This window comes from Micromonospora acroterricola (genome assembly GCF_003172955.1).
Lineage (GTDB): Bacteria > Actinomycetota > Actinomycetes > Mycobacteriales > Micromonosporaceae > Micromonospora > Micromonospora acroterricola.
In genome coordinates this window covers 1-11,434 of record NZ_QGKR01000183.1, presented here as the reverse complement: position 1 = coordinate 11,434, position 11,434 = coordinate 1, and the positions used below count along the sequence as shown (strand labels likewise).

Annotated in this window: 9 protein-coding genes; 5 read left to right on the top strand and 4 right to left on the bottom strand. The window is 74.4% G+C overall.

All coding sequences use genetic code 11. From position 1 onward, the window contains the following. The first annotated feature begins 202 nt into the window (after positions 1 to 202). The 5 genes from DKT68_RS13155 to DKT68_RS13135 all read left to right on the top strand — a co-directional run bounded on the left by DKT68_RS13155 (position 203) and on the right by DKT68_RS13135 (position 7,132). The gene (locus DKT68_RS13155) at positions 203 to 2,017 is read left to right on the top strand and encodes an AMP-dependent synthetase/ligase (RefSeq protein ID WP_109817705.1); all 1,815 of its coding nucleotides are present in this window, start codon (positions 203 to 205) and stop codon (positions 2,015 to 2,017) included. Positions 2,018 to 2,031: 14 nt separating this feature from the next. Further along, positions 2,032 to 3,723 carry a sensor histidine kinase gene (locus tag DKT68_RS13150; RefSeq protein WP_109817703.1) on the top strand — a complete coding sequence of 564 codons (1,692 nt, stop codon included), beginning with the start codon at positions 2,032 to 2,034 and terminating at the stop codon, positions 3,721 to 3,723. Positions 3,724 to 3,730: 7 nt separating this feature from the next. Then, entirely contained in the window at positions 3,731 to 4,399 is a 669-nt protein-coding gene (locus DKT68_RS13145; RefSeq protein ID WP_007072219.1) for a response regulator transcription factor, read from the top strand. A gap of 185 nt (positions 4,400 to 4,584) precedes the next feature. Next, on the top strand, positions 4,585 to 5,394 hold the full coding sequence (locus DKT68_RS13140) for an SAM-dependent methyltransferase (RefSeq protein ID WP_109817702.1): 810 nt from the start codon (positions 4,585 to 4,587) through the stop codon (positions 5,392 to 5,394). A gap of 79 nt (positions 5,395 to 5,473) precedes the next feature. Further along, on the top strand, positions 5,474 to 7,132 hold the full coding sequence (locus DKT68_RS13135; protein WP_236646867.1) for a putative bifunctional diguanylate cyclase/phosphodiesterase: 1,659 nt from the start codon (positions 5,474 to 5,476) through the stop codon (positions 7,130 to 7,132). Positions 7,133 to 7,403: 271 nt separating this feature from the next. On the opposite strand, the gene DKT68_RS13130 is transcribed toward DKT68_RS13135, so the two are convergent. The 4 genes from DKT68_RS13130 to DKT68_RS31915 all read right to left on the bottom strand — a co-directional run. Further along, a complete protein-coding gene (locus DKT68_RS13130) occupies positions 7,404 to 8,528 on the bottom strand; it encodes a glycosyltransferase family 4 protein (RefSeq protein WP_109817701.1) in 1,125 nt (374 codons plus the stop codon). Then, a complete protein-coding gene (locus DKT68_RS13125) occupies positions 8,525 to 9,784 on the bottom strand; it encodes a M48 family metalloprotease (protein ID WP_109817700.1) in 1,260 nt (419 codons plus the stop codon). Before DKT68_RS13125 ends, DKT68_RS13130 begins: the two co-directional genes overlap by 4 nt. Before the next feature lie 127 nt (positions 9,785 to 9,911). Next, positions 9,912 to 10,133 (bottom strand): hypothetical protein, encoded by a 222-nt coding sequence (locus tag DKT68_RS13120; RefSeq protein WP_109817699.1) that lies wholly within the window; start codon positions 10,131 to 10,133, stop codon positions 9,912 to 9,914. 212 nt (positions 10,134 to 10,345) lie between these two features. Continuing rightward, positions 10,346 to 11,434 (bottom strand): NYN domain-containing protein (locus tag DKT68_RS31915; RefSeq protein WP_236646866.1); only part of this gene is annotated, 1,089 nt, incomplete at its 5' end.

Here is an 11,434-nt window from a genome sequence, read left to right as displayed (position 1 = left end):
CGCCGCGCCGCCCCCGGCCGCGCCGCCCCCGGCCGCGCGGGCGGCGGGGCTCGGCACCTCCGCCGGCGTCGTGGGCCAACCACCACGATGCCCGACCGACCATCCTGCTTATCCCACCCGACCCGGCCGCCGGGTAGGTTTCGACAGAGCCGACGCCCGTCGTGGCGGCCGGCCCGGCCAGTGCGAGCACGAAGGAGTGCAGGTGCGCGAGTTCTCCGTTCCGCCGATCGTCACCGTTGGCGACGCGGCCAACCTCACCGATCCGGTGTGGGACAACGCCGAGGCCGCGCCGGACGCCGTGCAGTTCGCCCGCCGCACCCCGGCCGCCGACGGCGCCGGCACCACCTGGGCCGAGGTGACCTGCCGGCAGTTCCGTGACGAGGTCGTCGCGGTGGCCCGGGGGCTCGTCGCGGCCGGCGTCGAGCCGGGTGCCCGGGTCGCGCTGATGAGCCGCACCCGCTACGAGTGGACGCTGCTGGACTACGCCATCTGGACGGCCGGCGCGGTCACCGTGCCGATCTACGAGACCTCCAGCGCCGAGCAGGCCGCCTGGATCCTGGCCGACTCCGGCGCGGTGGCCGTCGTGGTGGAGACCGACGCGCACGCCAGCCTCGTCGCCGACGTCCGGGACCGGCTGCCCGAGCTGGACCACGTCTGGCAGATCGACCTCGGCGGGGTCGACGAGCTCGTCACGACCGGCGCCACGGTCGAGGTGGCCGAGGTGGAACAGCGCCGCAAGGCCGTCCGGGCCGACGACCTGGCCACGATCATCTACACCAGCGGCACCATCGGCCGGCCGAAGGGCTGCGTGCTCACCCACCGCAACATGTACGCCGACATCGCCAACGCGGTGCCGGTGCTGCCGAACCTGTTCCACGCCGGCGCGGCCACCCTGCTCTTCCTGCCGCTGGCGCACGCCTTCGCCCGGCTCATCCAGATCGGCGTGGTGCACGCCCGGGCCACCATGGCGCACTGCGCCGACACCAAGAACCTGGTCGGCGAGCTGCAGGAGTTCCGGCCGACCTTCGTGCTCTCCGTACCCCGGGTGTTCGAGAAGGTCTACAACGCGGCCAAGCAGAAGGCCGAGGCCGACGGCAAGGGCGGCATCTTCGCCCGCGCCGAGCAGGTCGCCGTCGCGTACAGCGAGGCGCTGGAGACCTCGCGCGGGCCCGGCATCGCCCTGCGCGCCCAGCACGCGGTCTTCGACCGGCTGGTCTACCGCAAGCTGCGCGCCGCGCTCGGCGGCCGGTGCCGGGACGCCATCTCCGGCGGCGCGCCGCTCGGCGCCCGGCTCGGTCACTTCTTCCGCGGCATCGGCGTGACGATCCTGGAGGGGTACGGGCTGACCGAGACCTCGCCCGCCGCCGCGGCCAACCTGCCCACCGGCACCCGGATCGGCACGGTCGGCCGCCCACTGCCCGGCGTCACCGTGCGGATCGACGACGACGGCGAGATCCTGATCTCCGGCGACCTGGTCTTCCAGGGCTACTGGCACAACGAGGCCGCGACCGCCGAGGCGCTCAGCGCCGACGGCTGGTTCCGCACCGGTGACCTCGGCCAGCTCGACACCGACGGCTACCTCAGCATCACCGGCCGGAAGAAGGAGCTGATCGTGACCGCCGGCGGCAAGAACGTCGCGCCGGCCGTGCTGGAGGACCAGGTCCGGGCCCACCCGTTGATCAGCCAGTGCGTCGTGGTCGGCGACCGGCAGCCGTTCATCGCGGCGCTGGTCACCGTCGACGAGGAGGCGTTGCCCGCCTGGCTGGAGTCGGCCGGGCTGCCCGCCGGCACCCGGGTCGAGGAGCTGCGCGAGCACGAGGGCCTGCGAGCGGAGATCCAGTCCGCGATCGACACCGCGAACCACGCCGTCTCCAAGGCCGAGGCGATCAAGGTGTTCCGGGTCCTGCCCCGCGACTTCACCGAGGCCACCGGCGAGCTGACCCCGTCGCTCAAGGTCAAGCGTCAGGTTGTCCACAAGACGTACGCGGCGGAGATCGCCGATATCTACCGGGGCTGACTACCATCCGTCACGTGCCCGCATCCACATCCGCCGCACCACACCCGCATCCACTCGCCGCGGCCGCCCGCCTGGTGATGCTGGCGCTGGTCGCCGTCCTGACCCTCTTCGCCACCCGCGACGTCACCCAGCTCTGGTGGATCGCGCTGCTCGCCGTCGCCGGCCTGCCCTCGCTGCTGGCCCCCCAGCACCGCCTGATCGGGCCGCTGAGCCGGGTGGCCGAGGTGGTCGTGCTGGGGTTGGCCGCGAGCCAGGTGGCCGAGGTCGCGTCGATCGGCGGCACCGTCGACGGGCTCGGCGCGTCGGCGATGCTCCCCTATCTGGCGGTCCCGGTGACCGTCACCGCGCTGCGCCGCCACTTCTCCGAGGGCGCGGCGCTGCTCGCGGTCACCGCCGCCACGCTGCTGGTCAGCGGCGCGCTGACCGAGGTCGGCGGTGAGCGGCAGATCGGCCAGCTCGGCTACCTCGCGGTGTGCGCGCAGTGGCTGATCCTGGCCGCGTTGGGGCTGTACGCGGCCAGCACCCTGCACCGGGTGATGGCGGTACGCGGTGAGGGCAAGCCCCAGCCGTACGCCGAGGCGACCCGGCTGCTGACCCAGCTCCGCACGGTGGCCCGGCAACTGCCCGGGGCGACCCTGGACCCGGGCGGCATCTCCGAGCACCTGCTGGAGGAGCTGCGCACGGTGGCCCGGGCGGACCGGGGCGCGGTGCTGTCCGCCAGCGGCGGGGGTCGGCTCGTGGTGCTCGCCCAGGCCGGGGTGGACCGGGTGGACTGGGAGACGACGCTGGACGCGGACTCGGCGATCGCCGACGCCTGGGCCAGCCAGCAGGCGCAGACCGCCGCCCGGTCGCAGTCCCGCACGCACCGCGGCGGCGACGTCTCCGCGCTGATCGTTCCGCTGGTCGCCGGGGTGCGCACGGTGGGGCTGGTGGTGCTGGAGGCCGACGCCGCACACGCGTACCCGCCGCCGGTGGTGTCCCGGGTGACCGGGCTGACCCGGCCGGCCGCGCTGCGGCTGGAGGCGGCCCTGCTCTTCGACGAGGTCCGCTCGCTGGCCACCAACGAGGAGCGGCAGCGGCTGGCCCGGGAGATCCACGACGGGGTGGCGCAGGAGCTGGTGATGGTCGGCTACGGCATCGACAACGCCCTGGCCACCGTCTTCGACGACGCCGACGAGACCGCCGAGGCGCTGCGGACGCTGCGCGGCGAGGTGACCCGGGTGATCACTGAGCTGCGGCTGAGCCTGTTCGAGCTGCGCAGCGAGGTGGACCGGCAGGGCGGGCTGGCCGCGGCGATCGCCGAGTACGCGCGCACCGTCGGCGCCTCCGGCGGGCTGCGGGTGCACCTGTCGCTGGACGAGTCGACCGCGCGGCTGCCGGCGGCCACCGAGGCCGAGTTGCTGCGCATCGCCCAGGAGGCGGTGACCAACGCGCGCAAGCACGCCGGGGCCTCGAATCTCTGGGTCACGTGCGAGGTGGACCCCCCGTACGCGCAGATTGAAGTGTCGGATGACGGTCAGGGGATGGCTGACCAGCGCCCCGACGGGCGGTACGGTCTTGCGATCATGGCCGAGAGGGCGGAACGTATCCGGGGCCGGTTGGAGATCAGGCCCCGGCAACCGAGCGGCACGACCGTGGCGGTGGTTCTCGGCACCTCGTCCCGGCGCGATAACGTGCGCGGTAGCGCAGCACCAGAAGGGGAGTAACCCGAGGATGACCACAAGTCCGACACCGGCCACCCGCACCAAGGTCCTCCTTGTCGACGATCATGACCTGATTCGCAAGGGCCTGCGGCACGCCTTCGAGCGCGACCGTCAGTTCGAGGTCGTCGGTGAGGCCGCCACGGCGGCAGAGGGGGTACGCCAGGCTGGCGCTCTGCAGCCGGACGTGGTGATCATGGATCTCCGGCTGCCCGACGGCAGCGGTCTGGAGGCGACCCGCGCGCTGCGCAAGTCCAGCGCGTCGATGGGCATCGTGGTGCTGACCATGTATGCCGGCGACGACCAGCTCTTCGGTGCCCTGGAGGCCGGCGCGAGCGCCTTCGTGCCGAAGACCGCCCCGGCTGACGAGGTGGTGGCCGCCGCGCGGCACGCCGCCTCCTCCCCCAGCGCGTTCACCGCGGCCGACCTGGCCGAGGCGATGAAGCGCCGGCTCGCCCCGTCCGGTCCGCAGCTCTCCCCCCGCGAGGGTCAGGTGCTGCGGCTGCTCGCCGACGGGATGAGCGTGGCGGGCATCGCCAAGCAGCTGTTCGTCAGCGAGTCCACGGCGAAGACGCACATCTCGAAGCTGTACGAGAAGCTCGGTGCGGCCAACCGGGCGCAGGCGCTGATGACCGCGCTCCGGCTCGGTCTGCTCGAGGCGCCGGACGCCCCGAAGTTCTGACCTGCGCCGCTCCTCGAGCGGCACCGCGCGACCGAAGGTCCGCGCCGGCTCCGGCCAGCGCGGACCTTCGCGCGTATCGACCGAGGTCGGCGGGAACCTGACGGCCCGCTATGGTCTGGCGGGCCCGTCGGGGGCACAATACCCGCGCGGGCGACGACGCTCGTGCGGACTCGAGGGGTGAACGCATGCAGCGGCCGGACTGGGCACCCGACACCATCGACATCGAGCGCCCGAGCGTCGCGCGGATGTACGACTACTACCTCGGCGGCTCGCACAACTTCGCCGCCGACCGGGCCGCCGCGCAGGCGATGGTGGCCGCGGTGCCCGAGGCGCCGCTGATGGCCCAGGCCAACCGGGCGTTCCTGCGGCGGGCGGTGCACCACCTCGCCGACGCGGGGATCCGGCAGTTCCTGGACATCGGCTCGGGCATCCCCACGGTCGGCAACGTGCACGAGATCGCCCAGCGGATCGACCCACGGTCACGGATCGTCTACGTGGACGTCGACCCGGTGGCGGTGGCGCACAGCCGGGAGATCCTGGCCGGCAACGACCGCACGGTGGTCGTCCAGGAGGACCTGCGGCGCCCCGAGAAGATCCTGACCCATCCGGACGTCCGCAAGCTGCTCGACCTGGACCAGCCGGTGGCCGTGATGATCGTGGCCGTACTGCACTTCGTCTCCGACGACGACCGCCCGGCGGAGCTGCTGCGGACCCTGCGCGACGCGCTGGCGCCCGGCAGCTACCTGGTGCTGTCGCAGGCCAGCGACGAGGGGCGCAGCCAGGACGAGCGGGCCGAGGCGGAGCGCGTCTACCGGCGTACCGACAACCCGCTGTGGGTGCGCAACCGGGCCGAGCTGACCGCGCTCTTCGACGGGTTCGAGATTCTCGACCCCGGCGTCGTATGGGTGCCGCAGTGGCGGCCGGACACTCCGGAGAGCGCGGAGGACGCCGAGCGCGCGGTCTTCATGGGCGGCGTCGGGCGCCTCGGTGGCTGAGTCGCCCGGGGCGATCTCCTGCCCGGGCACCTTCGCCAAGGCCTGGGCCAAGGCGGTCTCCGGCACCAGCTACCTGCCGATGACACAGGCCCAACTCGAGTCCCTGCTGCAACGGCTCAGCGGGCAGCTCGCTGGGGCGCTGCTCGCCGAGCCGTTCGACCTGCGGGCCGGGCACCGCGTGGGCGCCGAACTGGTCGCCGCGCACATCGCCTCCGCGGAGGGGCTGGGCCGTACCGTCGAGGTCATCCAGCTCCGGCTGGTACGTGACCTCGGGTTGGTGGCGGAGGACGTCGAGGACCGGATGGCGCGGTTGCTGGCCGCCGTCGCGACCGGCTACGCCCGCGCGCTGCGGGACCGGACGCTCGACGAGCAGGAGTCGATCCGCCGCGCCGCCATGATGGCCCGGACGCATGCCGAACGGGCGTTGCGGGCCAGCGAGGCGCGGTTCCGCCACCAGGCCACCCACGACCCGCTCACCGGCCTGCCCAACCGGACGCTGTTCACCGAGCGCCTCACCGCCGCCCTCAACGAGCCGGGCCGGGGCGCACAGCGGATCGGGGTCTGTTTCCTCGACCTGGACCGGTTCAAGGTCGTCAACGACACGCTGGGCCACCAGGCCGGCGACCGGCTGTTGAACACCGTGGCCGAGCGGCTGTGCCAGAGCATGGGTGAGCACCTGGTGGCCCGGCTCGGCGGGGACGAGTTCGTCATCCTGGTGGAACGCACGGGCGGCACCGACGACATGGTGGGCGTGGCCGAGGCCGCACTGGCCGCGGTCCGGACACCGGCGCTGGTCGACGGGCACGAACTCCAGGTGACGGCGAGCATCGGCATCGTCGAGCGGCAGGTGGCCGGCGCCGATCCCAGTGACCTGATGCGGGCGGCCGACAGCACCCTGCACTGGGCGAAATCGGCCGGCGGGGCGCGCTGGGCGCTCTACGACGCCGAGCGCAACCGGCGCGAGCTGGCCCGGTACGCGCTCTCCGCCGCGATCCCGGCCGCCTTGGAACGGGGCGAGTTCTACCTCGACTACCAGCCGCTGACCTCCCTGCACGACGGCCGGCTGATCGGTGTGGAGGCGCTGGTCCGCTGGCGCCATCCCGAACTGGGGGTGCTGCGCCCGGACAGCTTCATCGGGCTCGCCGAGGAGACCGGCCTCATCGTGCAGCTGGGCGGTTGGGTGCTGGCCGAGGCGTGCCGGGAGGCGGAGGCCTGGTCGGCCGGCGGCGCGGAGGCGCCGTTCGTGAGCGTCAACCTCGCGGTCCGCCAGGTGCACCGCCCCGGGCTGGTGCAGGAGGTGCGCGCCCTGCTGCGACAGACCGGGCTGCCGCCGCAACGGCTCCAGCTGGAGATCACCGAGAGCACGATGATGAGCACCGCCAAGGAGCCGGTGCGCGCCCTGCGGGTGCTGGCCGACCTCGGCGTGCGGATCGCCATCGACGACTTCGGCACCGGTTACAGCAACCTGGCGTACCTCCGGGACCTGCCGGTGACCGAGCTGAAGGTGGCGGGAGAGTTCGTGGCCGGGCTGCGGTCGCCGTCGGTCGGACGCACCGATGAGCGGATCCTCGCCTCCCTGGTCTCGCTGGCGCACGCGCTCGACCTGACGGTGACCGCCGAGGGGGTGGAGACCGCCGGGCAGGCCGAGCGGCTGCGGGCGATCGGCTGTGACGCCGCCCAGGGCTGGCACTTCGGCCGGCCGGCCCCCGCCGACCGGATCCTGGCCCGCATGCGCTGACGCGTCGCTGCCACCTTGTGCTGGCCGGGCGCGTCCCGCCGTGGTCGCGCGGTCGGTGCCGACCTCGATACCTCACAGGCATCTTTATGACTCGGAGGTATCACGCCCGCAGCGGCACGGCGCCGGAAGCGGCTTCCCCGCCGTCTGCCGCCGTGCCGGCGACGAGAGCGGGAGCAGACGACGTGCCACACCACGCCCCGGTCGACCCCCGCCTGAGTCGGCGGAGACCCGCTCACCGGGCCGACCCTCCGTCCGCCCCGCGGGTGCCGGGTCAGCCGGCGAGTAGGGCGGCCATCCGCTGCGCCTGCGCCTCCCAGCGCCACTCCTGCTCCACCCAGGCCCGGCCGGCCGCGCCCAGTTGGCGGGCCAGGTCCCGGTCGGCGAGCAGTCGGGCCACCCGGTCGGCGAGCTGGGCGACGTCCCGGCCGCGTACCACGAAGCCGGTCTCCCCCTCGCGGACCGCGTCCGGGGCGCCGCCGGAGTCACCGGCGACGACCGGCAGGCCGGTCGCGGACGCTTCCAGGTAGACGATGCCCAGCCCCTCCACGTCCAGCCCCCGGTTGCGGGTGCGGCAGGGCATCGCGTAGACGTCACCGGCCGCGTAGTGCGCCGGCAGCTCGGCCGCCGGCACCGAGCCGGTGAAGACCACGTCGCGTTCCACACCGGCCTGCCGGGCCAGCTTCTCCAGGGTCGCCCGGTACGGCCCGCCGCCGACGATCAGCAACGCCGCGTCGGGCACCCGGCGGCGGATCTCCGGCAGTGCCCGGATCAGCATGTCCTGACCCTTGCGCGGCACCAGCCGGGACACGCAGACCACCACCGGCCGGTCCGTCAGACCCAGCCGGGCCCGGACGGGCTCACCGTCGACGGTCGGGTGGTAGGTGTCCACGTCCACCCCGGGCGCGAGCCGGCGCAGCTCGGTCAACCCGTCCAGCACCCGGGCCAACCGGGTGCGCGTGTACTCACCGAGGTAGGTCGTGACGTCGACGCCCCGACCGATCCGGCGCAGCGCCGGCCGTGCGGCGGGCAGCGCCGCCCAGCCGACCTCGTGGCCGTGGGTCTGCGCCACCACCCGGCGTACCCCGGCCCGCCGGCGCAGGCCGGCGGCGAGCAGCCCCAGCGGCGCCGCCGCGCCGAACCACACGGTGTCGCAGTCGTACGCGCGGGCCAACCGGGCCGCCCGGCGGGCGATCAGCGGGGTGGGCAGCAGCACCCGGGTGCGTTCCCGGATCACCTCGAACGGCTGGTCGGCGTCGAACTTCGCCGCCCCGCGCCAGCTCGACGCGTACACGACCACCGAGCCGGCCGGCTGACGCACCGCGAGGTTGTGCACGAAGGACTGGATGCCACCGGGGCGGGGCGGGAAGTCGTTGGTGATCAGCAGAGTGCGGCTCATCGACCGGCCTCCCGGGCGTACGCGCGGGCGGCGGCCATCCGCTCCACGGTGGACGGATGCGTGGCCGAGTAGAGGTATTCCCAGCGCGGCGGGTCGGGGTCACCGAGGTTGACCGAACCGAGCCGGCGCTGCATCGACTCGAAGGAGTCCGGGTCGCCGGTGAGCGCGAGCGCGTGCGCGTCGGCCCGCGCCTCCACCCGGCGGGACATCAGCGCCTGCACCGGCGCGGCGACCAGCCCGGCCACCGTGACCAGGGCGACCAGCAGCGGGAACGCGCGTGGGTGGGCGACCGAGTCGACGCCGGCAAGCCGCAGCAGCGGCCCCCACGACCCGAGCAGGTAGAGCGCCACCACCGCGGCGGCTGCCCCCAGAGCCCCGGTCAGTGTGCCGGCGGCGACGTCCCGGTCCTTCGCGTGCCCCAGCTCGTGCGCCACCACGGCGGTCACCTCGGCCGGCGTGGCCTCGCGCAGCAGCGTGTCGTAGACCACCACCCGCCGGGTCGGCCCGAGACCGGAGACGTACGCGTTGACCGCCCTGGTGCGTCGGGACGCGTCGGCGACGAGCACGTCGCGCACCGGCACCCCGTCCCGGGCGGCCATGCTCATCAGCTCGGTGCGCAGCGCACCCTGCTCCATCGGGGTGAACCGGTTGAACACCGGCTCCACCAGCACCGGAAGGACGAACGACAGCAGGACCACCAGCACGGCCGCGCCCGCCGCGCCGAACGCCCACCACCAGCGCGGGGCGAGCCGGATGACCGCGTAGAAGCCGAACAGCGCCACCGCGCCGATCACCGCGCTCACCGCGTACGACTTGAGCAGGTCGACCGCCCAGCCGCTCCAGCCGTTGGTGCTCAGGCCGTAGCGGGTGAGGACGCTCTGTCGCCAGGCGGAGAACGGAAGGGTGAGCAGGTCGGCGACGAGCACCACGGCCAACCCGCCGAGCACGGCCTGCGCGGCCCAGTGCCCGCCGAAAGGCCGCCCCACCAGCTCGATCAGGCGGCTGCCCAGCGGGGTCAGCCCGAGCGCGAGAGCGACCAGCAGCCCGACGGCCAGCGCCGCGTAACCGCCGGGACGCAGCGCGGCGCGGAACTCCCGCCCTCGGGCCACCTGCTCGGCGGGCAGGTCGCGCAGCGCGGCGAGCTGGTCGGCCCGGGGCGCCGGCGGCCGGTGCCACGGGATGAGCAGCACGGCGGTCACCACCAGCGCGACGGTCAACCCGGCCAGGGTCAGCAGCGCCCAGCCACGCGGCGTCACCGGAGACCCACCATCGTCGTCACCGGCCGCCGGGCATCGCGTCGTACCCCGCTCATCTGGCCGCTCCTCCCGCCGTGACCGCCCATCCTATGGCCCGCGAAAGCCCGCCTCGGACGTGGTGCCGCGCTCAGGCGACCCGGCGGGACGCGCGGCGGCGCGCCGCGCCGGGACGTGCGGGCGCGGCCAGCACGTCCACGTCGAAACCGGCCCGGGCGAACACCTCGATCGCTCGGACCTCGGCGGCATCCAGGCCGGCAGCCGGGGACGCCTCGTCGAGAAGGGCGGCCACCAGGCAGCCGGAGCAGCCGTCGCCCTGCCTCTTCGCGCACCCGTCGCAGTCGATGAGCATCACGCCTCCTGATCGGCTCGTCGGCGCGCGGTCGGCGCACTGTCGTCGCCAGCCGGGCACCGTCGGTCACATCGACGCTAGCCAACGGGTACGACAAAACCCGGACAACCGCCTCGACCGGCCATTTGAGGGCGAGATCCCCTCCAGATCAGCGATATCGGGGTATCCCGACCCGCCGGCACTGTCGCGCCCGGGCCAGCACTCCACTGTGCTCAGGAGCGGGCGAGGCGCCGCAGCAGCGAGTCGGCTCCCAACGGGTAGGCGCCGTGCCGGCGTACCCCGTCGGCGACCTCGCGGTCGGACGAGACCACGACCACCGGGCGGCCCGCCGGTTCGGCTCGGACCAGCCGCCGGATCAGCTCGTCGGCGGTCTCCCCCTTGCGGGAGAAGAGCACCCGTACGCCGCGCGGCGCGGGTGGCAGCCCGTGCATCCGTTCGGCGCCGTCGAAGACGACCGTGACCTCGTCGCCGGTCTGCGCGGCGATCCCGCCCAGCCCGGTGATGAGCCGCTTGCGTTGCTGCTCCAGTGACATCTCGCCGAAGCCGCGCTTGGTGACGTTGTAGCCGTCGACCACCAGGTGCGCCCGGGGCAGGGCGAGCAGCTGGTCCAGCCGGGCCGGGTCGTCGGTGTCCCGCGCCCGCGCGGCGGGGCCGGTCGGCGTGGTGCCCGCCTGGTCGGCGAACGCGTCGGCGACGAAATCGGCGGGGAGCTTGTCCACCGGGTCGAGCGCCAGCTCCCGGCGCAGCCCGACGGCGGCCTGGCCGATGGTCTCCAGCAGCAGCCAGAGGCGGGCGTCGTCGACCGAGCGGGCCTCCTTGGCGCTGGCCCGGGCGACGCCGGCGGCCGCCTCCGCCTCGGCGAGCCGGGCGCGGGTCAGCAGCACGTCCCGGGCGTGCGGGTAGGGGGCCCGGGGCTCGGCGTGCAGGTCGTCGCCGTCGTCCCAGATAGCGACCAGGCCGAGCCGGTCCACCGGGGCGAACATCGCCGCCCGGGTGCCGATCACCACCGGCGCCTCCCCCCGCCGGGCGGCGAGGAACGCACGGTAGCGCCGGGCCGGACCGAGCGCGGCGGAGAGGGTGACGTGCCGCCCGGGGCCGAGCACGGCGGTGAGCGCGGCGTCCAGCCGGTCGAGGTCGCGGGCGTCCGGCACCACGACCACGGCGCCCCGGCCTCCGGCGACGGTGGCGGCGACGGCGTCGGCGTAGCGGGCGGCCCAGTCCTCGCCGGGCAGCGCCGACCAGACCGCCCGGGGCACCCGGCCGTCGGTGAGCGCGCGCAGGAGGGCCGGACCGGTGGGGTA

What these genes read in the sequence shown, in the direction of transcription:
- DKT68_RS13145 (WP_007072219.1), top strand. Translation starts at nt 3,731, where the DNA reads ATGACCACAAGTCCGACACCGGCCACCCGCACCAAGGTCCTCCTTGTC.
- DKT68_RS13140 (WP_109817702.1), top strand. Translation starts at nt 4,585, where the DNA reads ATGCAGCGGCCGGACTGGGCACCCGACACCATCGACATCGAGCGCCCG.
- DKT68_RS13135 (WP_236646867.1), top strand. Translation starts at nt 5,474, where the DNA reads ATGACACAGGCCCAACTCGAGTCCCTGCTGCAACGGCTCAGCGGGCAG.
- DKT68_RS13130 (WP_109817701.1), bottom strand. Translation starts at nt 8,528, where the DNA reads ATGAGCCGCACTCTGCTGATCACCAACGACTTCCCGCCCCGCCCCGGT.
- DKT68_RS13120 (WP_109817699.1), bottom strand. Translation starts at nt 10,133, where the DNA reads ATGCTCATCGACTGCGACGGGTGCGCGAAGAGGCAGGGCGACGGCTGC.